The organism is Pseudarthrobacter sp. Pseusp20 (genome assembly GCF_059492155.1).
Window position 1 is genome coordinate 3,490,762 of the sequence record NZ_CP168521.1, and the last position, 25,112, is coordinate 3,515,873.

Here is a 25,112-nt window from a genome sequence, read left to right on the forward strand (position 1 = left end):
CGTTGTCGAGCGATGCACTCGTAGCCGACCAGACTGACCACCCGGGGGAACCCGTAGCCGTAACCGCTGCGGGCGCCATCCCGTGGCGGGTCAACAAGGACCTCCTGGAAGTCGCGCTGATCCACCGCCCGCGCTATGACGACTGGTCCTGGCCCAAGGGAAAGATCGACAACGGCGAGACCATTCCCGAATGCGCCGTCCGTGAGGTGTGGGAGGAGATCGGCCTCCGCGCGCCCCTGGGCATACCGCTGCCGCCTATTCACTACCACGTGGCGTCGGGCCTCAAGAAGGTCTACTACTGGGCGGTCAAAGTCAACGGCAACACCCTGGTTCCGGACGGCAAGGAGGTGGACAGCGTCATGTGGTGCGCCCCAGAAAAGGCGGCCGGCCTGCTGTCCAACCCTTCCGACGTCGCGCCCCTTGAACACCTGCGGGACGCGCACGAAGCGGGCACCCTGGACACGTGGCCGCTGCTGGTGCTCCGGCACGCCAAAGCCAAGCCGCGCTCATCCTGGAGCAAGGCAGAGGGCGAGCGTCCGCTTGCGGCCACAGGCAACCGCCAGGCACAGGCCGTCGGCCGGCTCCTGGATGTGTGGAAGCCCATGCGGGTGGTCACCAGCCCATGGCTGCGCTGCGTGGCAACCGTGGCCCCCTACGCGCGGGCGGCGGGGGCCAAAGTGAAGCTGGCGGAAGGCCTGACCGAACACAAGCACCAGCGCAGTCCCAAGAAGACCGCGGCCGTCATCGAATCCCTTTTCGACAAGCAGCGGCCCGTGGTTGTCTGCACGCACCGGCCGGCACTGCCCACCGTCCTCAAGCAGGTGGCCACCCATACGCCGGCACCCTTGGCGAAGCTCCTGCCCGGCCGCGAGCCCTACCTGTCCCCCGGCGAGGTGGTGGTGTGCCATGTGGCCAACGGCGGAATGAAACGGGTTGTGGCGGTGGAGCAGTTCAAACCCTTCGACGACTAGGCAGCCAGTAGACTTGGGGCGTGAGCATCCCTACTCCCTATGAAGACCTCCTGCGCGATGTCCTGGCCTCCGGCACCCATAAGTCGGACCGCACGGGAACCGGAACCACCAGCGTTTTCGGCCGCCAGATGCGCTTTGACCTGGCCAAAAGCTTCCCGCTGATCACCACCAAGCGGGTCCACTTCAAGTCCGTTGCCGTTGAACTCCTGTGGTTCCTGCGCGGTGAAACCAACATCAAGTGGATGCAGGACCAGGGCGTCACCATCTGGAACGAATGGGCGGACCAGGACGGCGACCTGGGCCCGGTCTATGGTGTGCAGTGGCGCAGCTGGCCCATACCGGACGGCGGGCACATCGACCAGATCGCCGAACTGATCGAGAACCTCAAGTCCAACCCGGACTCCCGGCGGCACCTCGTGTCCGCCTGGAATGTCTCCGAACTCAACGACATGGCGCTGCCGCCCTGCCACGCGTTCTTCCAGTTCTACGTGGCCAACGGCAAGCTCTCCTGCCAGCTCTACCAGCGGTCGGCGGACATGTTCCTGGGCGTCCCGTTCAACATCGCCTCCTATGCACTGCTCACCTGCATGGTGGCCCAGCAGGTGGGGCTTGAGCCCGGCGAATTCATCTGGACCGGCGGCGACGTGCACATCTACGAGAACCACATGGACCAGGTCCTCAAGCAGCTGGAACGCGAGCCGTACGAATACCCGCAGTTGAAGATCACCCGCAAGCCGGCATCGATCTTCGACTACACGCTGGAGGACTTCGAGGTGGTGGGCTACAAGCACCACCCCACGATCAAGGCACCGATCGCCGTATGAGCACCGAAAACTTCACCGATCCCCAGTCCTTCACGGAGGAGCTCGCCGCCTCCATCACCGGCGTCGGCCTGGTCTGGGCTCAGACGTCCGACGGCGTCATCGGCAAGGACGGGGACATGCCCTGGCACCTGCCCGAGGACCTGAAGCACTTCACCCGCCTCACCACCGGGCACCCGGTCATCATGGGCCGCAAGACCTGGCTGTCCTTCCCGGACAAGTACCGCCCCCTGCCCGGCCGCACGAACATCGTCATCACCCGGCAGAAAAGCTGGGCTAGTACGCCTGAGGCGGAGGGCGCCGTCGTGGTTCCCTCGCTGGATGACGCGCTCCTTGAGTCGCAGTTTGTCGACGGCGGCGAAACGGTCTGGATCCTGGGCGGTGGCGATGTTTTCCGCCAGTCCACGGACCTCGCCAACGTTGCCGTGGTCACCACCATCGACATGAAGGCCGACGGCGACACGTTCGCTCCCGAGCTTGGTCCCAGTTGGGTGGCGTCCGCCTCCGTCCCGCCGGACGGCTGGCTGACAGCCGCCAACGGCACGCGTTACCGATTCACCAAATGGTCACGGACCGAGGGCTAGGAACATGCTGAAGAAACCCGAAACCCTGTTTGTCCTGGGCTACATGCTGCTGCCCCTGCTGGCGCTCCTGTCCGCGATCGTCGGCCTGACCATGATCCTGGGCGGCAACAAGATCGCCGGTGCAATCGTGCTGGTTGTCGTCACCCAAGCCTTCGCCTTCGGCGCGTTCTTCGCGCTGCGGGCCCGGAAGGCTGCCGTGCTGGAGGAGTCGGACCGGGGTTAGTGCATACTGCCGTGCATGGGCAGGACAACCCAACGCGGCCGTTGTGATCCTGCCTGAGGCTGGGGCCTGCAGAGCGCTGAACTGCTGCGGGATGAAAATTGGGGGAATCCTGGTGGCAGGGACTTTGTGGGGCGCCGACGTCGATCCACTGCGCACCCTCGCGCAGCACTTCAGCAAAACCGCGGACCTGCTGCAGCAGCAATCGACACAGCTGGGCAGCCAGATCAACAACAATCCGGCGTGGAAAGGCGCGGACTGGCTCACTGGTCCCGAAGCCAACCTCATGGTTATCAAGCAGCACCTTGGCAGCAACCCAGAGGGCGGCGTCACTCTTCGCCCGCCGCGAGGATTCCACCGTACAGACCCTTTACGTGAAGAATGGCGGCGACGGATCATGGACCACTATCTCCACACATAGAGGCTTGACGAGGTACTTGCATTTTGCAAGTATGAGCCGCATGAGCCTTTTCATCACCTGCCCGGTTGAGAGCGTCCAGCGCGCAACCGCCTTCTACACCGCCTTGGGCTGGACCCTTAACGCCGAGATGTCCGATCACAACGTGTCATGTTTCCAGATTGCGCCCGAGCAGTACGTCATGCTCGGAAGCCGCGAGATGTACGCAAGCGTCGGCGGCGCCGAGGAGCTGGTCGGCGGACCCGACACTCCTTCGAAGATCACGGTCTCATTCGACCTCGGCAGCCGCGAGGCGGTCGACCAGCTCACCGAACGCGCCGGCGCAGCCGGCGGGCGGATCGGTGACACCGACGACTACCCCTTCATGTACCAGCGCCAGTTCGACGACCCCGACGGCTACCACTACTCGCCGTTTTGGATGAAGCCGGACACCGACCCGACCGAGTGAGCGACCTCGCCGCGGCCCTCGACGTCGTCGGAGCACGGTGGGCCCTGCTCATCGTGGAGCGGCTGCTCGACGGGCCACAGCGCTACGGCGATCTGCAGCGCGACCTCGGAGTGCCGACCAACATTCTCGCGACCCGCCTGCGCGAGCTTGAGGCCGCCCGCGTACTGTCCCGTCTGCCCCTCCGGCACAACACCCGGGCCTATGCGCTGACCGACCGGGGGCTCGCCTTGCGCGAGGCGATCGTCGCGCTGGCACGCTGGGGCGGCGAGGAAGTGGTTTAGGTGTGGCGAGGAATCGCGATGCGCTCCACAAGCTCGGTTATGCCAGGGTTGTGAGTTGCAGCGGGAGCCCTGAAAGCGGTCCCGGCACAGCGGCGAGTAGGCGATGCCTCTGGTTGTCTGCCGTGAAGATCTTCATCCGCGAAAAAAGAAGTGGCGTCGGCGCCGCTCACTTCATTGACTTGGTGCTGCCCGCAAGGGGCCGGTGGCACCGAGCGGAATCCGGAGCGCGCCTTACGCCGCGTACCACGGACCCACGCAGGTTGCTGTCAAACGAGCAGCGCCTCGAGCTCCGGAAGTCGGCCGAACAGGTCGGGGAGGCCGCGCACCCCGTTGCGCACAGCCTCGTGCGACAGCGGGAGGTCAGGGCCGGTGCCCGCCTCGACACCGGCGAGGCACCGGAGGATGTTCCACCTTGTGTGCCCCAGCCAGCCGCCGATCATGAATACAAACCAGCTTGGACCTGAAGGCGGCAGGGTTCCGTCCCCCGCGACATAGCCGTCGAGAACCGAGTGGAAAATGCTGGGCTTGATGTCGTCGAAACCACACCCCTTCGCGATGCTCAGCGCGGTCGAGCCGAGCTCACCGGACAGGTCGAGCATGCCGGAGAGCTCCCAGTCGAGCACCACCGGCCGACGCTCTCTAGTGAGCAGGTTCCATGGTTGGATGTCCCCGTGGGTCAGTACGACGGGGCCTGGCCGTTCGCAGGTGTCGACGAAGCGGGCAATCTCGAGGAACGTCTCGACGTGAGAAGCGAGCTCGTCGGCCCACGGTTGTCCGGTCGCCGCCGCCCGCGCTGCGAGTTCGGGCCAGTCCCGTGGCACCGGGTCCTCGACCGGCACCTGCGACCATGGGATGTCGAGTGCATGGATGCGCGCGAGGATCTCACCGATCTCAAACGCGAACTCCGCCGACACCGGCGCTTCGGGCAGCTTCTCGCCTTCGACCCATCGGTGAACGAGTGTATGGTGGCTGGCCGAGATCGGCTCTGGCATCGGAATGCCGGCAGCGAACGCAGCCCGCTCAAACCTGAACACATCCTCGACGCGATAGGTCCAGCGGCGGTCGACGAGGTTCAACTCCTTCACCGCGAACGACCCCTGGTCAGTGTCGAGTCGGTACACCCGGTTGGCGAACCCGCCGTGGACGCGAATCATCGGCCCGATCGGCGCGCCGAGATGCGAAAGGTTCACCCACTGATTCTAGGAGCTGGCAGTTCCTTGATACACCGAACTTTCCCGGCCGCTTGCCGGGACCAGGCCAACGAGCTGCGCAAGAAGCGGCAGGCACCCGAACCTGGAACAGGACACGTCAGCAAATGACCCGCAAGGCGTTGCCGGGACAACGGGCCCCTCACGCAGGCCGCCGTCGTACCTTTCCGGGCTGCCGGCGGCGTGACGTAACCGACTGCGACCTGCCTGTTCCGAAGTCTAAACTGGACCAATGACTACAGCAGCTACCCCTTCCGTCGGCCTGGTCGGATGGCGCGGCATGGTCGGTTCCGTCCTGATGCAGCGCATGCAGGACGAGGGCGACTTCGCCAACATCAACCCGGTGTTCTTCTCCACCTCCAACGCGGGAGGTGCCGCGCCTTCCTTCGCTGAAGGCGCTGGCAAGCTCGAGGACGCGTTCGACGTCGACACCTTGGCCAAGCTGCCGATTATCGTTACCGCACAGGGCGGCGACTACACCAAGCAGGTCCACGGCGAACTGCGCAGCCGCGGCTGGGACGGCCTCTGGATTGACGCCGCTTCCACCTTGCGCATGAATGACGATTCGATCATCGTGCTGGACCCCATCAACCGCGACGTCATCGACAAGGGCCTGGTCAACGGCACCAAGGACTTCATCGGCGGCAACTGCACCGTTTCCTGCATGCTGATGGGCCTCGGCGGCCTGTTCAAGAACGGCCTGGTGGAGTGGGGCACCTCCATGACCTACCAGGCGGCCTCCGGCGGCGGCGCCCGCCACATGCGCGAGCTCCTCAGCCAGTTCGGCACGCTCAACGCCGAGGTCAGCACCGAACTGGACGACCCCGCGTCGGCCATCCTGGACATCGACCGCAAGGTCCTGGCCCACCAGCGCACGGACATCGACGCCACCCAGTTCGGAGTCCCCCTGGCCGGCTCCCTGATCCCCTGGATCGACGCCGACCTGGGCAACGGGCAGTCCAAGGAAGAGTGGAAGGCCGGGGTGGAGACCAACAAGATCCTGGGCACCTCGGAGGAAAACCGCGTGATCATGGACGGGCTCTGCGTCCGCATCGGCGCCATGCGCTCCCACTCCCAGGCCCTGACCTTGAAGCTCCGCGAGGACCTGTCCGTCGCCGAGATCGAGAAGCTCCTGGACGAGGACAACCAGTGGGCCAAGGTCATTCCGAACACCAAGGAAGCGTCCATGGCCGAGCTGACGCCCGTGGCCGCCTCCGGCACCCTGGACATCCCGGTGGGCCGCATCCGCAAGATGGAGATGGGCCCGCAGTACATCAGCGCCTTCACCGTGGGCGACCAGCTCCTCTGGGGCGCTGCCGAGCCGCTGCGCCGCATGCTCAACATCGCCACCGGCAACCTGTAAAGGCGTACAGCTGCCCTTAAAAGCGGCCCCTGCCCACACGGACGGTGCTCCCCAGCGCCGTTCCTGCGGGCAGGGGCCGTTTGTTTGTTCCGGGCTGTCCGAGGAACGCCGCCAGTCGGGCACGGAGCTCCCCGGGCCGGTCCAAGTGATTCCAGTGCAGCCTGAAGACCCGCCACCCGGCCTCCACAAGCGCATTTTCCCGCCAACGCTCCGCGAGCAGCACTTCCTGTGTCGGTTTGTGGTCCATGTATTTGACGGCGCCGTCGAATTCGACGATCACCCGGGTTTCAGCATCGGCGAAGTCTGCCCGGAAGAGGCCCGCAGTCGTCGTGATCTCCACCTGTGGCTTGAATGTGGCCAGACCGAACGAGCAGAGCAGCAGCCTGGTCCTGGTCTCCCCGGCCGATTCCGATCTCGCATCCAGAACCTGCAGCAGGTCCGAAGCGCGCCTGCCCCCGCGCGTGACATGGCTTTCCTCCAGCAGCCGCCGCATGGTGGCCAATGATGCGCCCTTGCGGAGGGCGTGGTCGCCGATGACGGCAGCCTTGTCGAGGGGCAGGGTCCGGGCGCAGTCCAGGACGGTCCTTTCGATGGAAGTGGCCAGGATTTCGCGTCCGTCGGGCGTCCACAATGAAGCCAGTTCTTCTTCTGTGAGCGGGAGGCGGTGGGTCTGGACGTCCTTGCCGGCGCTGGCCCGCGAATTGGAGTACTGCGTTGTCACGTGGACCAGGGATCCGGCGTTCCACACATGGCAGCCGTGCAGCCGTGCCGCGCTCGCATGGCTGTACCGGGCCCGTCCCGAGGTCGACTCAAAGTGCGCCATGATTCGGAGCTGGTCCCGGTCCCACGGTTTTATGGTGTTCCAGTGTGCGGCAAGGACATATGCTCCCCGCCGCACGCGGAGCAGGGCACCGCTCTTCACTGCTGCTGTCACCACCCGGTCATCCAGCCCGGCAGCGGCCAGCTGTGCGGTGGAGGCAACGGCTCCTTCAGGCCAGCGATCGTGAACCAGGGCACGTACTGTCTCGGCTTTCATCGTTCAAGCGTCGCTGGCGTGCAGGCCTGGTGACAGCCGCCCCCACCGCCATGTGGATTGTCGGTAGCCTGAGCGGCCCTTGCCCGCAATACCGTTGCTGCCCAGCACCGGTTATGCGGGGCAGCACCGCTCACGTGGCAAGGAACGTTAGATACCGCCGGGCGGCCCTGGTGAGGGCTGCCTGGGCTGCCGGACCCAGCTGCCGGGTCTCGTCGAAGAGTTCGGGCACGACGGCGGCACTGCTGCCCGTGCCCTGGAGCGCCCAGGTGCCCACCACCTTCCCCGCCGCAACCACCGTCTTCTTGAAGACTCCGTTGCCGCCGGGAACTATCAGGTCCGAATGCTCCGGCGCCAGGACGGGAGTCCGGTCCGTGTAGCCGAGGACGAACTCATCGAACCCGGGCAGCAGGTGAAGGGAGCGGCCTCCGGGAACACCGGAATCCAGGAGGGACGCCACCTCCGGTGAGAGCCAGTAGCTGGTGCCATCGATGTCCAGCTCCACCAGTTGGCCCTGCACGTGCTGGAACGCGGCGCGCACCTCGGTCAGCGGCAGCTGGGTCCACCAGGCAAAGTCGCGCACGGTGGCCGGGCCATGGCTCCGGAAGTACCGAACCATGAACTCACCGATGGCCTCCTCGCGCCCGGGAAGGCGTGACGGCGGAATCCACTCGTCGAAAGCCGCGATCAGCTGCTGGTTACCCGAAAGCGGCCCCGGAACCAGCCAGCCGTGCCGGCACAGCGTACCCAGGAGATGGATGCCGCGCTGGCCCTGCGTTGGCTGGCCGCCGGCGTCGAAAACCTTGAACAGCCCGGAACGGCTGACGGGACCATCGGCCAGGATGCGGTCCAGCGCCAGGTCGCGCGCCTTCTCAACATCAGCCCAGGCAATCTCCAGCTGCCGGTGCCTGGCCGCAATGCTCCGGGTAAGCCGCTCGGCGGTGAGGTCCAGCATCCAGCGCAGGTCCTCGGGGGCAACCAGGTGCAGCGTTCCACGCATGGGCCACGACCGGACCACACTCCCGGAATCGATGGCAGTGCGGACGTCGGCGATCCCCGCACCGGGTACCCGGACCCCCACTGCCCACAGCGCCGCCGGCAGGTCCTGCGCCTGCATGGCGGTCATCCACCGGACCAGTTCCGGTACTGAGGCGGCACCGTCCCCGGTGAGGCGCTGCGACACCAGCCGGAGCCTGCCGATCATCCTGTGGTCGCGCACGGAACCAGATGCAGCCATGCGCCCATCCTAGGCCGGGGACTGCGGTGGCGGGATGCCTACAGTTCCAGCGCGCCTACAGTTCCGGGATGCCTACAGTTCCAGGCCGATGAGCAGCGGCTCCGGGTGCAGCTGGATGCCAAAGCGGCGTTCGACGCCGGCCCGCACCTCCCGCGCCACAGCCACCATGTCGGCGGCGCTGGCTGAGCCGCGGTTGGTGATGGCCAGGGTGTGCTTGGTGGACAGTGAGGCGCGGCCACAGGCCACGCCATCCGGTTCCAGGCCAAAGCCCTTGCCGAACCCAGACTGGTCGATCAACCACGCGGCGGAAAGTTTCACCAGGCCGTCCTGGCCTGCCGGATACCGCGGCGCTGCTTCGGGCAGCGTGTCCGCGACAGCGGCCGGGACGATGGGGTTGGTGAAGAAGGAACCCGTGGAATACGTATCACGGTCGGCGGCGTCCCACACCATGCCCTTGGAGGCACGCAGCCGGAGCACTTCACGGCGGACGTCGTTGGCGTAGGCGCGCTTGCCCACCTCCACCCCGAGGGATCGGGCCAGTTCGGCGTAGCGGATGGGGGCGCTCATCCGTCCCAGCGGCAACTGGAATTCCACAGTGAGCACCACGTACCGGGGCGAGCCGTTGACGGTGGTCTGCTTGAGGATGGAATCCCGGTAGCCGAACTTCAGTTCGGAGTTGGTGAAGGTCTGCACGGCGTTGCGTTCCCGGTCCCAGGTGCGCACGGCGGCAATGGTCTGCGAGACCTCAGAGCCGTACGCCCCCACGTTCTGGACCGGCGTGGCACCCGTTGAGCCGGGGATCCCGGACAATGCCTCAATCCCGGACCACGCGTGGCGGACGGCGTGCTCCACGAGCTTGTCCCAGTTATGGCCGGCCTGGACCACCACTGCCACGCCACCGCACGAGTCCTCGGCGTTGACCGTGAACCCCTCCGAGGCGATCCTGACAACGGTCCCGGGGAACCCGTCGTCGGACACCAGGAGGTTGGACCCGCCGCTGATGATCAGGACCTGCTCGCCGGCCGCGTCCGCGGACCGGACGGCGTCGATGATCTCTGCCTCGGTCCGGGCCTCAATGAACTTGCCGGCGGGGCCGCCTACGGCGGACGTGGTCAGGGAGGAAAGCAGGGTGGGAGTCACCCATCAACAATACTAGGGAAACCTAGGCGGGCTTCCGGGCCACCGGGGACAGCACGAAGCTCACGGCCAGCATCACCACCACGGCAAGGAGTGAGTGCAGGATGCCCACGTGTTCGGCCAGCAGGCCCAGCAGCGGCGGCCCGCACAGGAACGCCCCGTAGCCGATGGTGGACACCACCGATACCCGGGCCGCTGCCTTCGCCGGATCGTCGGCTGCTGCGGACATGCCCACCGGGAAGCCCAGGGACGCACCCAGGCCCCACGCGGCGAGGCCAACATAGGCGACCAACGGCGCCGGGGCGAACACGAAGACGGCCAGGCCCAGGACAGCCATCGCAGCGCACCAGCGCATGATGGGTACCCGCCCAAACCGGTCCAGCAGCGGCGTCCCGGCGAACCGGCCGATGGTCATGAACGTGACAAACAGGCCGTATCCGGCGGCGCCGGCGGCATCGCTCTGGCCGTGGCCGTCCGCCAGGGCCAGGGCCACCCAGTCCCCCGCGGCGCCTTCGGCAAGGGCGAGGCCGAGCACCAGGACGCCCAGCAGCAGTGTCCGGCGGTCCCGCCACGCCTGCGCGATCTTGCGCTTGTTGTCCAGCGGCGCCTCCGCCGTGCTCCCGGCGCGGATCAGGGGGATGGGGCCCGTGATGGGGTCTTCGAAGTTGTCCGGGGAGTAGGTGCGCTCCCCCGCCACCGGGGTGACGTCGGCGCGGAACCAGGACGCCACCGTCGCCACCGACACGGCCACCACGGCCCCCGCCGCCGCAAGGTGCCAGAACACTGGCAGGGACACTGCCGCCGCAGCGGCACCAAGACCCGCACCCGCCACCGTGCCAAGGCTGAAGGCACCGTGGAGCCGGGGCATGATGTGGCGGCCCACTGCACGTTCCACGGCTGCGCCTTCCACATTGGACGCGGTGTTCCAGCTCCCCGTCCCCAGGCCGATGATGGCCAGGCCTATGGCCGTTGCCACCGGGCTTGCCAGCACGGTTGTGCCAAAACCGGCGGTCAGCAGCCCGGCCCCCACCATGATGCTGCCGGTGCGGATGGTCCGTTTGGACCCCAACCGCAGGACGATCAGCCCGGAGGCCGAGACAGAGGCGAAGGAGCCCAGCGTCATGCACAGCAGGATCACGCCGATGTTGCCCGGGCTCAGGTCCAGCGCGTCCCGGATGGCGGGCAGCCGGGACACCCAGGAGGCGAACGCCAGGCCGCTGGCGCCGTAGGCCACCACGACGGCGTTGCGCCAGTGGGCGACCTGGGCGGCGGTAGCCCCGGTTTTGGGAGCGGAGGTCAACGGGTGCAGCCCATCATCACCAAGCGCGCATCAGGACAGCTTGACGAGGGCCTGGGCCTTCATCAGGACCTTCTGCCCTGCGGAGACAACGGTGAGGTCAACGCGGGCGGTGCGTGCGTCGGCGTCGAGCTTTCCGATGGTGCCGCTGACTTCGATGGTGGCGCCGGGCTGGTCCGTTCCGGTGGTGTCCGCGACCAGGACCGGCTTGGTGAAGCGGGTCTGGAAATCGACGACGGCGGCGGGGTCGCCTGCCCAGTCGGTCACCAGCTGGACGGCTGAGCCCATGGTGAACATGCCGTGTGCGATGACGCCCGGCAGCTCCACGCTGGTGGCAAAGGCCTCGTTCCAGTGGATGGGGTTGAAGTCGCCGGAGGCACCGGCGTACTTGACCAGGTCCGTGCGGGTGACCTCGATGGTGCGGCTCCCGATTTCCTGGCCGGCGCTGAGTTCATTGAAGCTGGGGCTCATGGTTACTGTCCCTCTCCGCGGACCAGGATGGATGACGTGGTGGTGGTGACCGGTTCCCGTGAACCGCCGGAACCGAGGGCGAAGATCTCCGAGCGGGTGGTGATCATGGCACCGCCGCCCATGGCCCGGACGCCGTCGACATGCAGTTCCGCGACGAGGCGGTCCCCGGCAATGATGGGCCGGTGGTGGGTGAAGCGCTGGTCCGCGTGGACCACGCGGGAGAAGTCGATGCCGGATTCCGGATCCTCGATGAGCTGGGCGTCGGCCCGCTGGGCGATGATGATCGCGAAGGTGGGCGGCGCCACCAGGTCCGTGTGGCCCAGCGCCTCGGCGGCGTCGACGTCGAAATGCGCGGGGTGGGTGGCCTTCACGGCGCGGGCGAACTCGCGGATTTTCTCGCGGCCAACGTCGTACACCTCTGCGGCAGGGTAGCTTCGGCCCTGCAGATCCGGATTGATAGTCATGGATTCCAGCCTATCGCCCGCGTGTTGGCGGGCAGAAAAGGCCCGCCGCAACCGTTACGGCGGGCGCTACCGGCGCAGGTTCTTCCGGATGGCCTGGCCGCGGACCACGATGCCCACGACGTGCAGGACAAGGCCCAGTCCGATCAGCGGCAGGGAGGCCCAGGCCAGCGTTTGGTTGCCGCCGGTGTTGCCGATGATGTTCAGGATGATGCCGACGGCGATCAGTCCCATCGCGCTGAAGACCAGGACTTTGTAACGGGTTGGCGCGGTGGCCCAGAATTCGTTCAGCACCGTGCAAGTCTACCCGCCGGGCCTGCCGGATCCCGCTAGAACAGGGATTCCTGCACCGCCGGGACCTCCGAGGCGTAGCCGCCCAGGATGATGGTCCGGGCGGCCAGTTGGGAGAGGTTGACCACGAACGCGGCGTCCGTTCCATCCAGCCGGGCCAGAGCATTTGCCCCGCTCAGGGCAGTGACCGTGAAGCCGTGCTGCCCCTGGTCCAGCGCGTGCGGGTAGGCATGGCGTTGGGCGGGCCCGTAGAGGGCTTCAGCGTGCGCCGGCCTCGCCCATTGCTCCTCCACAGTTACAAAACCGTCGACGGCGGTGCGTGCCAGCAGTGTGCGCACCTCGCCGGCCGCGCGGGCGTTGGCGGCCTGCAGGTCCGGTTCCGGGAGCGGCTGCAGGAGGGCGTCCGCTTTGGCTGCGGACCGCACCTGCTGCGTCAGGCCCACCTCGGCTGTCACCAGGTCCTCCAGGATCCGCACCACCCGGCCGTCCCGGGCCCGGGCAACATAAGCGGCCGCAGCGGCCCCCTGCTCCGCGAGCCTGTTCCACTTCCGCGGGCCGGAGGCCGTTCCCACCTTGGTGGCACCGCCCGCGAACGTGGCAACGTACAGCCAGTGTTCCTGCATCAGGTAGTCACGGAGGCCCGGAGTGACCCTGCCGCCCCGGTGGAAGTCGTGCATGAGCCGGGATTCGTCCAGCACAAAGCACCGCTCGCACTGCTTTCCCCGCAGGGCCGGGGCAGCGGAGGCGCAGAGGACGTGGCTCCGCGAGGTTGCCGACTGGACCCGGATGCGGCCCAGGCAGGACCTGCCCGGTTCCACCACCTCGAAGCCGAGGCGCCGGCCGGGGCTGAGGCTGAACTGACGGAAGTCCCCCTCCGGTGACTGGAGGCGCAAAACCGCGCCGCCGCCGTCGTCCGCGGCCCTGGAACCCTCCGGCGCCCTGGAACCCGGCAGCGCATCCCAAAAGACCCCGTGGACCAGATAGCGGGTATCGGTCACGGGGTCTCCTGAAGTGGCGGGTGGGTGTTACAGCGCGGGCTGCACCCCGAAGGCTACGGCGAGCTTCATGATCTTCTCGGCGCGGCCAAGGCGGGGCAGGTCGGAGCCGTCACGGATGACGCGGCCGTTGGCTTCGAAGTCGTTCATGAAGTCGGTGGCCCACGCGACGTCCGACGGCGTGGGGCTGATGACCTCGTTGATGACCGGCGTCTGGTCAATGGCCAGGCACAGCTTGCCGGTCATGCCCATCATCACGGTGATGCCGGTCTGCTCGCGCAGGATGGGGTGGTTGGTGCCGACGGTGGGGCCGTCAATGGGGCCCGGCAGGTTGCCCACCCGGCTGGCGACCACGAGCTTGGCCCGCGGGTAGGCCATGGCCTCCGGGGTGGCGGCCATGCCGGTATCGCGGCGGAAGTCGCCGGAACCGAAGGCCAGGCGGAACGCACCCTGGGCCTTGGCGATATGGTTGGCTTCCTCGATGCCCAGGGCGGATTCCACCAACGGGATCACGGGGGTCTTGCCGTCCATGCGGTGGAAGCTCTCGGTGACCTGGTCCGCGGATTCGGTCTTGGCGAGCATGACGCCCAGCAGGCCCGGGGTGCCGCGCAGCCCGGCAAGGTCATCAGCCCAGAACGGGCTGGTGGCGTCATTGATCCTCACCCAGGCCTTGCCGCCGCCGGTCAGCCAGCCGATCACGTTGGCGCGGGCCTGGTCCTTCTGGGACGGGTCCACCGCATCTTCAATATCCAGGATGATCGAATCGGCGCGGGAAACGGCCGACTGGTCGAACAGCTCCGGCTTCATGGCATTGACCAGCAGCCAGGAACGGGCGATCTCTGCGGGGATATTGCGTTCCGGCCTAACAGTTTCGGCGGCGATGGTAGACGTCATGCTTTCTACAGTATCCGCCCCACAAGCGGCAAGGCGAAGAAATCGGCCAGCTTGTGAGGATCAATACGAACTAAACGGGATATGACTGTGTCTCCAGTTAAATGCGGGCAGCAGAAAGGGCCGTTGTGACCTGCACAACGGCCCTTGCTGCTGCCCGGCCGGGAAGGGTCAGGGGATGTTGCTCCCCCGAGCCGTGACCCAGAGTTTGTACCAGTCGGCGCGGGTGAGGGCCTGCGCCACCCGGGCTGCGTCGCCGCAGGCCCGGATGCGGTCCGGGTTGACCGTCCCGATGACCGGCGCGATTCCGGCCGGGTGCTTCATCAGCCAGCCCAGCAGGACACCCTCGCCGGAGGTGCCGTACTCCCCCGCAAGCCCCGCCACGAGTTCGGCCGTTGCCGCATCGGCTGAGGTGGGACTGTCCGGTTCGGCGCCGGTGTAGACGCCGCGGGCCAGGGCGCCGTACGCCTGCAGGGTGATGTTGTTCCGGGTGCAATACTCAAGCGTCCCGTGCGGGAAGCTGTAGTCCAGGTGCTCCGGGTGGTTGACCAGGACCTGGCTTTCCAGCCATGCCCGCTTGAGCAGGCTCATTTCCAGCTGGTTGGCAACCACCGGGGTCTCCAGCCGGTCCCGCAGCGCCTCGATCTGCGCTGCGGACATGTTGGACACGCCCAGTTGCCGGACCTTGCCTTCGTCCATGAGCTGCCCGACGGCGGAGGCCATCTCCGCGGGGTCCGCCAGGGGGTCCGGGCGGTGCAGCAGGAGGATGTCCACGTAGTCCGTCCGGAGCCGTTCCAGGCTGCCGTTGACCCGTTCCAGGATGGCGTCCCGGCTCAGGTCGTAGTGGGTCTGAAGGCCGCGTTCGTTCAGCCGGATGCCGCATTTGGTCTGCAGCCGGATCCGTTCCCGCAGACCCGGAGTGGCGGCCATGACCTCGCCGAACACCGCCTCGGACTTGCCGCTGCGGTAGATGTCCGCGTGGTCGAACAGGGTGATCCCGGCGTCCAGGGCGGCCTGGACGGCAGCGGCGGCCTGGTCCACATGGTGGCTGCCATGTGGTTCGTCAGACCAGCTGCCGCCCAGTCCCATGCATCCGTAGATGACCTCCTGCATCAGGCCCGCCCACGCCGGCGGTTCACGCCCATCAGCGCAACCACGCGGTGGTGTTGGCCGGCAGCTTGCCGTCCTCCAGCGGGCCGCTGCTGACCAGCACCTTGCCGGCCGGAAGGTCGACGGCGGTGTTCCCGAAGTTGGTCACGGACTGCCACCCGTTGGGGCGCTTGAAGTGCAGGACGTCCGGGTTGCCGGTGGCAACCCATTCGAGGTCCTCGTCCGTCTGCAGTTCACGGCGGAGCTTCAGGGCCTCGCGGTAGAGCTCCAGGGTGGAACCTTCGGTGCCGTCCTGGGCCTCCACGGCGTACTTGCTGAACCAATCCGGCTGCGGCAGGTGGGAGCCGCCGTCGCCGAAGCCGAAGGAGGTGCCTTCCACCTTCCAGGGCAGCGGCACGCGGCAGCCGTCGCGGCCAATCTCCACGCCCTTGTTGCGATAGAAGGACGGGTCCTGCCGTTCCGATTCGGGAATCTCGGCCACTTCCTGCAGGCCCAGTTCCTCGCCCTGGTACAGGTACGCGGAGCCGGGAACGGCGAGCATCAGGAGGGTGGCGGCCCGCGCACGGCGCTCGCCCAGTTCAACGTCCAGCTGGTCCTTGGGGCCGCCGGCCAGCAGCCAGTCCTTGCCGTCCTGGCCCTTGGCGCCGGCCTTTTCCTTGGCCACCTGCGGCAGCCCGTAGCGGGTGGCGTGCCGTACCACGTCGTGGTTGGAGAACACCCACGTGGAGGAGGCGCCGGTGGCGGCAGCCTCGGCCAGGTTGCGGGTGATGATCTCCTTGAACTCGGCGGCGTCGAAGTCGGCCTGCAGCAGGTCGAAGTTGAACGCCTGGCCCAGGCCCTGGGGGCTGGCATAGCGGGCACGCCTGGTGGCGTGCACCCAGGCTTCGGCGACGGCGGTGCGCGGCGGGTTGTACTCGTTGAACACCGCGCGCCATTCGGCGTAGATCTCGTGCACTTCGTCGCGGTCCCAGAACGGGTGCGTCCCGTCGTCGAATCCGTCCACTCCGGTGTTGGCGGCGCTCAGTTCCAGCTTGGAGAGCAGCGGCTCGGTGAGGTCCTTGGTGAGGGCGTGGGCAACGTCGACGCGGAAACCGTCCACGCCGCGGTCGGACCAGAACCGCAGCGTCTTCAGGAAGTCATCCCGGATTTCGCGGTTGGACCAGTTCAGGTCCGGCTGCTCCTTGGCGAAGATGTGCATGTACCACTGGCCCGGGGTGCCGTCCGGTTCGGTGATGCGCTCCCAGGCGGGGCCGCCGAACACAGAGTCCCAGTCCGACGGCGGGAACTCGCCGTTGGGGCCCTTGCCGTCACGGAAGATGTAGCGGTCGCGGGCCGGCGAACCCTTCGGCGAGGCCAGCGCTTCCTGGAACCACTTGTGCCGGTTGGAGGAGTGGTTGGGGACAATGTCCGCAATCAGCTTGATGCCGGCTTCGTGGAGGGCCTTGGCCATCTCGTCGAAGTCGTCCAGGGTGCCCAGCTTGGGATCCACGTCGCGGTAGTCGTCAACGTCGTAGCCGCCGTCGGCGAGCGCGGAGGGGTAGAACGGGCTCAGCCAGACGGCGTCGATGCCCAGCGACTTCAGGTACGGGACCTTGGCGGTGATGCCCTTCAGGTCACCGATGCCGTCGCCGTTGGAATCGGCAAAGCTGCGCGGGTAGATCTGGTATACGGAGGCCTGGCGCCACCAGTTGGGGTCGGCCGGACGGTCGGAGTCGGACAGGGTTGCCAGCGTGGCAGTGGTGGACAAGGGGTGGTCCTTTTCTTTGCAGCAGGTACATTTATATTGAATCTAAATTTACTTCCCCAAGTATTATCTGGTGCTTTGCTCAGGAAGGTCAACAGCATGCCTGAACTGGTTCCGGCGACTCCCCAATTGCTGCGGCGGGTCAGTGCCGGCGCGGTCCTCGAATTCCTCCGCGCCTCGGCCGCGGTGACCGTCACGGACATCATGGCCGCCACGGGCCTGACCCGCGCCACCACCATCGCCGTCTGCGAGGACCTGGTCCGGCGCGGCTGGGTCCTGGAGCGGGAAAACCAGCGCGAATTCGGCGGGTACCACAAGGGCCGCCCCGCCCGCCGGTTCGAACTCAACGAGCGCGCAGGCGTGGTCCTGGGCATGGACATCGGCTATTCAAAGGTCACCGTGGTGGTTTCCGACCTCCGGGGCAAGACATTGGGACGGTCCAGCCGGCCTTTCCAGGCGGGAGACGTCGGTTCCCGGGAACGCATAGCCTTCATCGACGGCGTAGCCCAGGCGGCCCTGCGGTCCGCAGGAACGGAGCCCGGCCGGGTACTGGCCGTCTGCGCCGGAGTTGCCGCACCCGTGGACCGGCACGGGGAGGTGGTGGCCACGCAGAAGTTCTGGGGGCTGTTCGACCTGGGACTGGGGGCGGCCCTCAAGGAAACCCGGGGCTGGACGGTGCTGCTGGAAAACGACGCCAACCTTGCGGCCCTGGGCGAACGCTGGCAGGGGGCGGCCGCGGGAATTGACGACGTGGTGGTGATCCTGGCCAGCGAACGGCTGGGTTCGGGCATCGTGGAGGGCGGCCGGCTGGTCCACGGAACGCGGGGCAGCGCCGGGGAGCTGGCGTACCTGGACCTGGTGGAAGGCGTGGGCGACACCTACGGCATCGCCCACCTGGCGCGGACCTGGGCCGCCGAAGCCCTGGCCACCCCGGTCCCCACCGCCCTCCGCTCCGTCCCCCACGGGCGGTTGGAAGCTGAGCAGGTCTTTGCGGCGGCGGAACAGGGCGACGCCGTGGCTCTTGGCATCATGGACCGGCTGGCGGACAGGATGGCACGGGTGGTGGGAACCGTAGCCACCCTGCTCAATCCGGAGCTGGTGGTGATCGGCGGCGGGGTGGCCGATTCCGCGGGCGTACTCCTTGCACCCATCAGCGAGCGCCTGAAAGACTTCACCGCCACCCCCGCGCGGGTGGCGGTCTCCCCGCTGGGCGACTCAATCGTCACGGTGGGTGCCGTGCGCTGCGCCCTGGACTACGTGGAGCAGAATTCCCTGGACCTGGACCTGGAGCTGGCCGCGCCGGTCGCCCCGGCATAACCGAGGCCACGCGCCCCTTGCCCGCCGGGGTCTACGCGCCCGGTTCCAGGGCCGCTGCCACCGGCAGCGTGCCGTCGCGGAACTCGATGGTCCGGCCTGCGGTCTGGGGCAGGTCCAGCACCGCCGCGGCCACGATCGCCGTGTTGGCACGTGACGTGTCACGGTCCCCATCCGGCGACGGGTCCACGTCGATCAGCCCGGTCCCCGGCTTGTCGGTCAGTGCCCCGGGCCCCAGGATGGTCCACGCCAGCCCGCTGCCGCGCAGGTACTCGTCAGCGGCCGCCTTGGCTTCGGCGTAGGCGAAGAAACTGTTGTCTTCCGGCACTCCGTGGTCCTTGCCCGCACCGAAGTAGGACACCATCACGTACCGGTCCACCCCTGCCTGGGCCGCCGCATCCATGGAGCGGATGGCAGCGTCCCTGTCCACCGCGTAGGTGCGGCCGGGGTTGCCGCCGCCAGCCCCGGCGGACCAGACCACGGCGTCATGCCCGGCCAAGGCATCGGCGATGGCCGCCGTCGTGGCATTTTCCACGTCCAGGACCGACGGCGTGGCGCCAGTGGCGGCGACGTCGTCCGCATGGTCCGGATTGCGGATGAACGAGGTGACGGAGTGGCCCTCGCCGGTGAGGAGCTGGGACAGGAGGAGGGCCACTTTCCCGTGGCCGCCGATGATGGCGATGCGTGTCATGCACCCATTCTGCCCGCCCCGGGAGGGATTCGGAGCAGCCATGGTCCACGGAACAGGGCCTTTGTGCCCTGTTCCGCGTTTCCGGCTCCCGCCTAGCTTGGGGGCATGGCTGCCGGACCCCGTGCGGGGTTAGATGGACCCGCATCAGAAGCAATGTTGAAGCTGGGCCGTTTCTTTACCCGGTGGGACCAGACCGACGACGGCAGGGCCGTCTTCCGGGAGGGGGGCCGCAAGGGCGACATCTTCTACCGCGACCGGTGGAGCCACGACAAGGTGGTCCGCTCCACCCACGGGGTGAACTGCACCGGTTCCTGCTCCTGGAAGGTGTACGTCAAGGACGGCATCATCACCTGGGAATCCCAGCAGACCGACTACCCGTCGGTGGGCCCTGACAGTCCCGAATACGAACCGAGAGGCTGCCCGCGCGGGGCAGCCTTTTCGTGGTACACCTACTCCCCCACCCGGGTCCGCTTTCCCTACGCACGCGGTGTACTGGTGGAGATGTACCGGGAAGGGAAGGCACGCCTGGGCGACCCGGTCCTGGCCTTCGCCGAGATAGCGGCCGACCCGGACAAGCGCCGGCGCTACCAGCAGGCCCGCGGCAAGGGGGGCCTGGTCCGGGTCTCCTGGCAGGAAGCGATCGAGATTGCCGCCGCCGCCCACGTGAACACCATCAAGACCTACGGCCCAGACCGCTGCGCCGGCTTCTCGCCCATCCCCGCGATGTCAATGGTTTCGCACGCCGTGGGAACGCGCTTCATCCAGCTGATCGGCGGGGTGATGACGTCCTTCTACGACTGGTACGCTGACCTGCCTGTCGCCAGCCCGCAGGTGTTCGGGGACCAGACCGACGTTCCCGAGTCCGGTGACTGGTGGGACGCGCGCTACCTCATGATGTGGGGATCGAACGTCCCGGTCACCCGAACTCCGGACGCGCACTGGATGGCCGAGGTGCGGTACCGCGGCACCAAGGTGGTCACGGTCAGCCCGGACTATGCGGACAACACCAAGTTCGCGGACGAATGGCTTCCCGCCCAGGCGGGAACGGACGCTGCCCTGGCGATGGCGATGGGGCACGTCATGCTGAAGGAATTCTTCGTGGACCGGGACGTGCCGTTCTTCACCGACTACGTGAAGCAGTACACGGACCTTCCGTTCCTGGTCCGGCTGGTGAGGAATGACGACGGCGCGCTGACGCCGTCAAAATTCCTCACTGCGCGTGACATCCCGGCGGAGTCCGGGGCAGAGGACGCTGCGTTCCGCACCGTCCTGTTCGACAAGAAGGCCGGCCGTCCGGCCGTCCCCAACGGGTCCCTGGGCTTCCGCTACTCCGGCAGCGGCGAGGGCAAGTGGAACCTGGACCTCGAGGGGATGGAACCGGCGCTGTCGCTGCGGGAGGTCTCGGGAGAAAGCGCCGAGGTCCTGCTCCCGTGCTTCGAGCAGGCGGACGGCACCGGCAGCGTGCTCCGCCGCGGCGTGCCCGTCATCGAGGTGGAAGGCCAGCTGGCCACCACGGTGTTCGACCTCATGCTCGCGCAGTACGGAGTGGGCCGCGACGGGCTGCCCGGGGATTGGGCCGCCAGCTATGACGACGCCGCCACGCCCTACACCCCGGCATGGCAGGAGGAGATCACCTCCGTACCCGCCCAGGCCTGCATCCGGGTGGCCCGCGAGTTCGCCCGCAACGCCGAGCAGTCCAAGGGCCGGTCCATGATCATCATGGGCGCCGGCATCTGCCAGTGGTTCCACGGCGACACCACGTACCGGGCCATCCTGGCGCTGGTGATGCTGACCGGCTGCATGGGACGGAACGGGGGCGGCTGGGCGCACTACGTGGGGCAGGAAAAGACCCGCCCCATCACCGGCTGGGTCTCGCTGGCCAATGCCCTGGACTGGTCCAGGCCGCCGCGCACCATGATCGGCACCGGGTACTGGTACATGCACACGGACCAGTGGCGCCAGGACGGATATTCAGCGGATGCGCTGAAGTCCCCGTTGTCCACCGGCGCCCTGGACGGCCTGCACACCGCGGACGCCATCGCCCAGTCCGCGCGGCTTGGATGGATGCCGTTTTACCCGCAGTTCGACCGCAACCCCCTGGACCTCGCCGACGAGGCGGAGGCCGCCGTCGCCGCCGGAACCGCCAAGGACACCCCCAGCTATATCGCGGACGCACTCAAGAACCGGACACTGAACCCGGCCATCGAGGACGTGGACGCCCCGGAGAACTGGCCGCGCACGCTGGTCCTGTGGCGCTCCAACCTGTTCGGTTCCTCCGCCAAGGGCAATGAGTACTTCCTGCGGAACCTGCTGGGCACCCACAACAACGTCCTGGGCACGGATGCCGAGGGACTTAAACCCAAGGATGTGAAGTGGCACGAAAAGGCGCCGGAAGGAAAGCTGGACTTCCTGGTCTCCGCGGACTTCCGGATGACCTCCACCACGCTGCTCTCCGACGTCGTGTTCCCGGCCGCCACGTGGTACGAGAAGCACGACCTGTCCTCCACGGACATGCACCCGTTTGTGCACGCCTTCACCCCAGCAATCGACCCGCCGTGGGAAACCAAAACGGACTTCGAGATGTTCCACCTGCTGGCCCGGGAGTTCTCCCGGATGGCCAAGACCCATCTGGGCGTCCGCCGGGACCTGGTCAGCGTGCCGCTGCAGCACGACACCCCGGGCCAGCTGGCCCAGCCCGGGGGGATCGTGCGGGACTGGCGTGACACGGACATTCCCGCCGTACCGGGCCAGAACATGCCCGCCTTTTCGGTGGTGGAGCGGGACTACACGGCCATCGCGGACAAGCTCGCCGCCGTCGGGCCCCTGGCCGACAAGCTCGGTTTCACCGTCAAGAACGTCACGTACAAACTCGCCGGCCCGTTGGAGCGGCTCAGCCGTTCCAACGGCGTGATGCTCGGCGGCGCAGCGGACGGGCGGCCGGCGATCGACACCGACGCGAAAATGGCCGAGGCCATCCTGGCCTTCTCCGGCACCACCAACGGTGCGCTGTCCGTGCAGGGCTTCAAAGACCTCGAAGTCCGCACCGGAAGGAAGCTGGCGGACCTGTCCGAGGGCTCCGAGGAAAAGTTCATCACCTTCGCCCAGACCCAGGCCGGACCGGTCCCCGTGATCACGTCGCCGGAATGGTCAGGCTCCGAAACGGGCGGCCGGCGCTGCGCCCCGTTCACCATCAACATCGAACGGCTCAAGCCCTTCCATACCCTGACGGGGCGGATGCATTTCTTCCTGGACCACGACTGGATCACGGACATCGGCGAGGGGCTGCCCATCTACCGGCCGCCGCTGGACATGCACCGGCTCTTCGGCGAACCCAAACTGGGCCGGAACGGGGAGCTGGAAGTGGTGGTCCGGTACCTGACGCCGCATTCCAAGTGGTCCATCCACTCCGAATACCAGGACAACCTGCTGATGCTCTCGCTCTCCCGCGGCGGCCCCACGGTCTGGATGAGCCCCGCCGACGCCGAGGCGATCCAGGTCAAGGACATCGACTGGGTGGAGTGCCTGAACATCAACGGGGTCCTGGTGGCCCGGGCGATCGTCAGCCACCGGATGCCGGCCGGCGTGGTCTACGTCCACCACGCACAGGAACGCACCATCGACGTACCGAAGTCCGAAGCCACGGGACGGCGCGGCGGCATCCACAACTCGGTGACCCGGCTGCTGGTCAAACCTTCGCACCTGATCGGCGGCTACGCCCAGCTGGCCTACGCGTTCAACTACCTCGGCCCCACCGGGAACCAGCGCGACATGGTTGCCACCGTCCGCCGTCGTTCCCAGGAGGTGCAGTACTGATGCGTGTCATGGCTCAAATGGGCATGGTCATGAACCTGGACAAATGCATCGGCTGCCACACCTGTTCCGTGACCTGCAAGCAGGCCTGGACCAACCGTGCGGGCACCGAGTACGTCTGGTTCAACAACGTGGAAACCCGGCCCGGGCAGGGGTATCCGCGCCGCTACGAGGACCAGGAGAGGTGGCACGGCGGCTGGGTGCTGAACAAGCGCGGCAAGCTGGTGCTGAAAGCCGGGGGCCGGGTGAAGAAGCTCCTGGGGATCTTCGCCAGCCCCGTCCAGCCCGAGCTCAAGGACTACTACGAGCCGTGGACCTACGATTACAAGACCCTCGTGGACGCGCCGCTGGGCGACGACTTCCCGGTGGCCCGGCCCAAGTCCCTGATCACCGGCAAAGACACGAAAATCACGTGGTCCGCGAACTGGGACGACGACCTGGGCGGCTCCACCGAAAACGGCCACCTGGACCCGATCGTGGAGAAGGTGCGGCGCGAGTCCGAGGACAAGATCAAGTTCGCCTACGAGCAGACGTTCATGTTCTACCTGCCGCGGATCTGCGAGCACTGCCTGAACCCGTCCTGCATGGCGTCCTGCCCCTCCGGCGCGATCTACAAGCGGGTGGAGGACGGGATTGTGCTGGTGGACCAGGACAAGTGCCGTGGCTGGCGGCAGTGCGTCACCGGCTGCCCGTACAAGAAGATCTACTTCAACCACAAGACGGGCAAGGCCGAGAAGTGCACCTTCTGCTATCCAAGGGTGGAGGTGGGGCTGCCGACGGTCTGTTCGGAGACCTGCGTGGGCCGGCTGCGGTACCTGGGGTTGTTCCTGTACGACGCCGACGCCGTCACCGCGGCGGCCGCGGTCACCGACCCCAAGGAACTCTACGACGCCCAGATGGACGTGCTGCTGGACCCGAACGACCCCGCCGTTCAGGCCGAGGCCCGCGCCCAGGGGATCCCCGAGGACTGGATCGACGCCGCGCGGCGCTCGCCGGTCTACGCCCTGGCCAAGGTCTACAAAGTGGCACTCCCGCTGCACCCCGAGTACCGCACCATGCCGATGGTCTGGTACGTGCCGCCGCTCTCACCCGTTGTGGACCTGCTGCGGGACCAGGGGCACGACGGCGAGGACCACGGCAATCTCTTTGGCGCCATTGATGCGCTGCGCATCCCGGTGGAGTATCTCGCGGAACTGTTCACCGCAGGCGATGCGGACCGGGTCACGGCCGTACTGAAGAAGCTGGCCGCCATGCGTTCCTACATGCGCGGCATCAGCCTCGGCAACGACCCGGACGACTCGATCCCCGAGGCCGTGGGCATGGACGGCCAGACCATGTACGAGATGTACCGGCTGATGGCCATTGCCAAATACGACGAACGGTACGTCATTCCCAAGGCGCACGTGGAGCAGGCCCACGACCTGGAGGAGATGGGCTGCTCGCTGGATTTCGACGGCGGCCCTGGCATGCAGGATTCGGCACCCTTCGGGGAGGCGAGCGGCAGGCCCGTCCCGGTGGCCGTGGACACCTTCCACGCCCTGCGCGACCGGCAGACAAGTGACGAGGTCTCCGCGGGGACGGGCCTGAAGGGCAGGGTGAACCTGCTGAACTGGGACGGCCGCGGGGCGCCGCCCGGCCTGTTCCCGGACAAGGGGCACGAAGCGGATACCCTCGACGCTGCGGAGGACCAGCCGTGAACCGCCACGACCAGGTGGTGTACCTGGCAGCGGCCTGGTGCCTGTCCTATCCCGATGAGGACCTGGTGCAGCGGGTTCCCCTGGTCCGGGCAGCGCTTTCCGAGTTTCCCGGGGCTTTGCCGGCATTTGCGCCGGTACTGGACCTTCTCGAGGCCACCCCGCCCATGGAACTGCAGGCCCAATATGTCCGCGAGTTCGATCTCGGCCGGCGGCACGCGCTGCATCTGAGCTACTGGACCGATGGCGACACCCGGCGCCGCGGTGAGGTGCTGGGCTTCTTCAAGGAGGCCTACCGGCACAGCGGCGCCCTGGTGGACCTGGACGGGGAACTTCCCGACTACCTGCCCATGGTGCTGGAATTCGCTGCCCGGGTGGATTCCGCGGCCGGACGCACCCTGCTGAAGCGTTACCGGGCCAGCTTGGAGATGCTTCGGCTGGGGCTGCTTCGGGACAACCTGCCGCATGCCACGATCCTGGCGGCCATCTGCGCCACCTTGCCCGGGAAGTCACCCCAGGACGAGAAGGAAGTGATGCGCATGGCCGGATACGGTCCACCCTCCGAAAGCGTGGGACTGGATCCCTACGATCCGCGGCTTTTGCCGGTCAGGAGGGCCTGACC

General features: G+C 67.2%; 25 protein-coding genes. 12 read left to right on the top strand and 13 right to left on the bottom strand.

The window, feature by feature from the left end; genetic code table 11:
* The first annotated feature begins 2 nt into the window (after positions 1-2).
* The 7 genes from ACEN9K_RS16120 to ACEN9K_RS16150 all read left to right on the top strand — a co-directional run bounded on the left by ACEN9K_RS16120 (position 3) and on the right by ACEN9K_RS16150 (position 3,743).
* Entirely contained in the window at positions 3-971 is a 969-nt protein-coding gene (locus tag ACEN9K_RS16120) for an NUDIX hydrolase (RefSeq protein WP_018769099.1), read from the top strand.
* 20 nt (positions 972-991) lie between these two features.
* Positions 992-1,795, top strand: coding sequence for a thymidylate synthase (locus ACEN9K_RS16125; RefSeq protein ID WP_495634642.1), 804 nt, complete (start codon positions 992-994; stop codon positions 1,793-1,795).
* A complete protein-coding gene (locus ACEN9K_RS16130) occupies positions 1,792-2,376 on the top strand; it encodes a dihydrofolate reductase (protein ID WP_018769097.1) in 585 nt (194 codons plus the stop codon). Before ACEN9K_RS16125 ends, ACEN9K_RS16130 begins: the two co-directional genes overlap by 4 nt.
* 4 nt (positions 2,377-2,380) lie before the next feature.
* Positions 2,381-2,599: an NF038396 family protein gene (locus ACEN9K_RS16135; RefSeq protein ID WP_018769096.1), complete on the top strand. Its 219-nt coding sequence runs from the start codon at positions 2,381-2,383 to the stop codon at positions 2,597-2,599.
* 91 nt (positions 2,600-2,690) lie between these two features.
* A complete protein-coding gene (locus ACEN9K_RS16140) occupies positions 2,691-3,017 on the top strand; it encodes a hypothetical protein (RefSeq protein ID WP_495634643.1) in 327 nt (108 codons plus the stop codon).
* Positions 3,018-3,057: 40 nt separating this feature from the next.
* Positions 3,058-3,462, top strand: coding sequence for a VOC family protein (locus tag ACEN9K_RS16145; protein WP_495634644.1), 405 nt, complete (start codon positions 3,058-3,060; stop codon positions 3,460-3,462).
* Positions 3,459-3,743 carry a winged helix-turn-helix transcriptional regulator gene (locus ACEN9K_RS16150; RefSeq protein ID WP_018769093.1) on the top strand — a complete coding sequence of 95 codons (285 nt, stop codon included), beginning with the start codon at positions 3,459-3,461 and terminating at the stop codon, positions 3,741-3,743. The genes ACEN9K_RS16145 and ACEN9K_RS16150 overlap by 4 nt, the downstream gene beginning before the upstream one ends.
* Before the next feature lie 266 nt (positions 3,744-4,009).
* On the opposite strand, the gene ACEN9K_RS16155 is transcribed toward ACEN9K_RS16150, so the two are convergent.
* Positions 4,010-4,933: a phosphotransferase family protein gene (locus tag ACEN9K_RS16155; protein WP_495634645.1), complete on the bottom strand. Its 924-nt coding sequence runs from the start codon at positions 4,931-4,933 to the stop codon at positions 4,010-4,012.
* 250 nt (positions 4,934-5,183) lie between these two features.
* On the opposite strand from ACEN9K_RS16155, the gene asd reads away from it, so the two are divergent.
* Positions 5,184-6,314 (top strand): aspartate-semialdehyde dehydrogenase, encoded by a 1,131-nt coding sequence (asd, locus tag ACEN9K_RS16160; RefSeq protein ID WP_018769091.1) that lies wholly within the window; start codon positions 5,184-5,186, stop codon positions 6,312-6,314.
* Positions 6,315-6,330: 16 nt separating this feature from the next.
* Here the strand turns inward: asd and ACEN9K_RS16165 are convergent, their stop codons facing one another.
* From ACEN9K_RS16165 to ACEN9K_RS16215, 11 genes are all read right to left on the bottom strand, one after another.
* On the bottom strand, positions 6,331-7,350 hold the full coding sequence (locus tag ACEN9K_RS16165; RefSeq protein WP_495634646.1) for a type IV toxin-antitoxin system AbiEi family antitoxin domain-containing protein: 1,020 nt from the start codon (positions 7,348-7,350) through the stop codon (positions 6,331-6,333).
* 130 nt (positions 7,351-7,480) lie between these two features.
* Positions 7,481-8,584 carry a winged helix DNA-binding domain-containing protein gene (locus ACEN9K_RS16170; protein WP_495634647.1) on the bottom strand — a complete coding sequence of 368 codons (1,104 nt, stop codon included), beginning with the start codon at positions 8,582-8,584 and terminating at the stop codon, positions 7,481-7,483.
* A gap of 72 nt (positions 8,585-8,656) precedes the next feature.
* Positions 8,657-9,724, bottom strand: a complete 1,068-nt coding sequence (locus ACEN9K_RS16175) for a UDP-N-acetylmuramate dehydrogenase (protein WP_495634648.1) — start codon at positions 9,722-9,724, stop codon at positions 8,657-8,659.
* 22 nt (positions 9,725-9,746) lie between these two features.
* Positions 9,747-11,021 carry an MFS transporter gene (locus tag ACEN9K_RS16180; RefSeq protein ID WP_495634649.1) on the bottom strand — a complete coding sequence of 425 codons (1,275 nt, stop codon included), beginning with the start codon at positions 11,019-11,021 and terminating at the stop codon, positions 9,747-9,749.
* 30 nt (positions 11,022-11,051) lie between these two features.
* On the bottom strand, positions 11,052-11,489 hold the full coding sequence (locus ACEN9K_RS16185) for a MaoC family dehydratase (protein ID WP_018769086.1): 438 nt from the start codon (positions 11,487-11,489) through the stop codon (positions 11,052-11,054).
* A 2-nt stretch (positions 11,490-11,491) separates the two neighbouring features.
* Complete coding sequence (locus tag ACEN9K_RS16190) at positions 11,492-11,953, bottom strand: FAS1-like dehydratase domain-containing protein (RefSeq protein WP_018769085.1); 462 nt, start codon at positions 11,951-11,953, stop codon at positions 11,492-11,494.
* A gap of 66 nt (positions 11,954-12,019) precedes the next feature.
* Positions 12,020-12,244 carry a DUF3188 domain-containing protein gene (locus ACEN9K_RS16195; RefSeq protein ID WP_018769084.1) on the bottom strand — a complete coding sequence of 75 codons (225 nt, stop codon included), beginning with the start codon at positions 12,242-12,244 and terminating at the stop codon, positions 12,020-12,022.
* 35 nt (positions 12,245-12,279) lie between these two features.
* Positions 12,280-13,239 (bottom strand): DUF2797 domain-containing protein, encoded by a 960-nt coding sequence (locus ACEN9K_RS16200; protein WP_495634650.1) that lies wholly within the window; start codon positions 13,237-13,239, stop codon positions 12,280-12,282.
* 27 nt (positions 13,240-13,266) lie between these two features.
* The gene (locus tag ACEN9K_RS16205) at positions 13,267-14,130 is read right to left on the bottom strand and encodes an HpcH/HpaI aldolase/citrate lyase family protein (protein WP_018769082.1); all 864 of its coding nucleotides are present in this window, start codon (positions 14,128-14,130) and stop codon (positions 13,267-13,269) included.
* A 168-nt stretch (positions 14,131-14,298) separates the two neighbouring features.
* Positions 14,299-15,240, bottom strand: a complete 942-nt coding sequence (locus ACEN9K_RS16210; RefSeq protein WP_018769081.1) for an aldo/keto reductase — start codon at positions 15,238-15,240, stop codon at positions 14,299-14,301.
* Positions 15,241-15,271: 31 nt separating this feature from the next.
* A complete protein-coding gene (locus tag ACEN9K_RS16215) occupies positions 15,272-16,984 on the bottom strand; it encodes a glycoside hydrolase family 13 protein (RefSeq protein WP_478223084.1) in 1,713 nt (570 codons plus the stop codon).
* 96 nt (positions 16,985-17,080) lie between these two features.
* On the opposite strand from ACEN9K_RS16215, the gene ACEN9K_RS16220 reads away from it, so the two are divergent.
* The gene (locus ACEN9K_RS16220; protein ID WP_495634651.1) at positions 17,081-18,298 is read left to right on the top strand and encodes an ROK family protein; all 1,218 of its coding nucleotides are present in this window, start codon (positions 17,081-17,083) and stop codon (positions 18,296-18,298) included.
* Positions 18,299-18,329: 31 nt separating this feature from the next.
* Here ACEN9K_RS16220 and ACEN9K_RS16225 read toward each other — a convergent pair whose 3' ends face one another.
* A complete protein-coding gene (locus tag ACEN9K_RS16225) occupies positions 18,330-18,986 on the bottom strand; it encodes an SDR family oxidoreductase (protein ID WP_018769078.1) in 657 nt (218 codons plus the stop codon).
* 105 nt (positions 18,987-19,091) lie between these two features.
* Between ACEN9K_RS16225 and ACEN9K_RS16230 the strand changes: the two genes are divergently transcribed.
* Genes ACEN9K_RS16230 through narJ form a run of 3 tightly spaced genes read left to right on the top strand, consistent with a single transcriptional unit; the run spans position 19,092 to position 25,110 of the window.
* A complete protein-coding gene (locus tag ACEN9K_RS16230) occupies positions 19,092-22,799 on the top strand; it encodes a nitrate reductase subunit alpha (RefSeq protein WP_495634652.1) in 3,708 nt (1,235 codons plus the stop codon).
* Positions 22,799-24,493 carry a nitrate reductase subunit beta gene (narH, locus tag ACEN9K_RS16235; protein ID WP_043424889.1) on the top strand — a complete coding sequence of 565 codons (1,695 nt, stop codon included), beginning with the start codon at positions 22,799-22,801 and terminating at the stop codon, positions 24,491-24,493. The genes ACEN9K_RS16230 and narH overlap by 1 nt, the downstream gene beginning before the upstream one ends.
* On the top strand, positions 24,490-25,110 hold the full coding sequence (gene narJ, locus ACEN9K_RS16240) for a nitrate reductase molybdenum cofactor assembly chaperone (protein ID WP_223992337.1): 621 nt from the start codon (positions 24,490-24,492) through the stop codon (positions 25,108-25,110). The genes narH and narJ overlap by 4 nt, the downstream gene beginning before the upstream one ends.
* The last annotated feature ends 2 nt before the right edge of the window (positions 25,111-25,112 follow it).

Bases quoted from the DNA above. Each gene is read 5' to 3' on its own strand.
- ACEN9K_RS16130 (WP_018769097.1), top strand. From the start codon at position 1,792: ATGAGCACCGAAAACTTCACCGATCCCCAGTCCTTCACGGAGGAGCTC.
- narH (WP_043424889.1), top strand. From the start codon at position 22,799: ATGCGTGTCATGGCTCAAATGGGCATGGTCATGAACCTGGACAAATGC.
- ACEN9K_RS16225 (WP_018769078.1), bottom strand. From the start codon at position 18,986: ATGACACGCATCGCCATCATCGGCGGCCACGGGAAAGTGGCCCTCCTC.
- ACEN9K_RS16190 (WP_018769085.1), bottom strand. From the start codon at position 11,953: ATGACTATCAATCCGGATCTGCAGGGCCGAAGCTACCCTGCCGCAGAG.
- ACEN9K_RS16170 (WP_495634647.1), bottom strand. From the start codon at position 8,584: ATGGCTGCATCTGGTTCCGTGCGCGACCACAGGATGATCGGCAGGCTC.
- ACEN9K_RS16210 (WP_018769081.1), bottom strand. From the start codon at position 15,240: ATGCAGGAGGTCATCTACGGATGCATGGGACTGGGCGGCAGCTGGTCT.
- ACEN9K_RS16145 (WP_495634644.1), top strand. From the start codon at position 3,058: ATGAGCCTTTTCATCACCTGCCCGGTTGAGAGCGTCCAGCGCGCAACC.
- ACEN9K_RS16140 (WP_495634643.1), top strand. From the start codon at position 2,691: ATGAAAATTGGGGGAATCCTGGTGGCAGGGACTTTGTGGGGCGCCGAC.
- ACEN9K_RS16185 (WP_018769086.1), bottom strand. From the start codon at position 11,489: ATGAGCCCCAGCTTCAATGAACTCAGCGCCGGCCAGGAAATCGGGAGC.
- ACEN9K_RS16135 (WP_018769096.1), top strand. From the start codon at position 2,381: ATGCTGAAGAAACCCGAAACCCTGTTTGTCCTGGGCTACATGCTGCTG.
- ACEN9K_RS16165 (WP_495634646.1), bottom strand. From the start codon at position 7,350: ATGAAAGCCGAGACAGTACGTGCCCTGGTTCACGATCGCTGGCCTGAA.
- ACEN9K_RS16205 (WP_018769082.1), bottom strand. From the start codon at position 14,130: ATGACGTCTACCATCGCCGCCGAAACTGTTAGGCCGGAACGCAATATC.
- asd (WP_018769091.1), top strand. From the start codon at position 5,184: ATGACTACAGCAGCTACCCCTTCCGTCGGCCTGGTCGGATGGCGCGGC.
- ACEN9K_RS16220 (WP_495634651.1), top strand. From the start codon at position 17,081: ATGCCTGAACTGGTTCCGGCGACTCCCCAATTGCTGCGGCGGGTCAGT.
- ACEN9K_RS16230 (WP_495634652.1), top strand. From the start codon at position 19,092: ATGGCTGCCGGACCCCGTGCGGGGTTAGATGGACCCGCATCAGAAGCA.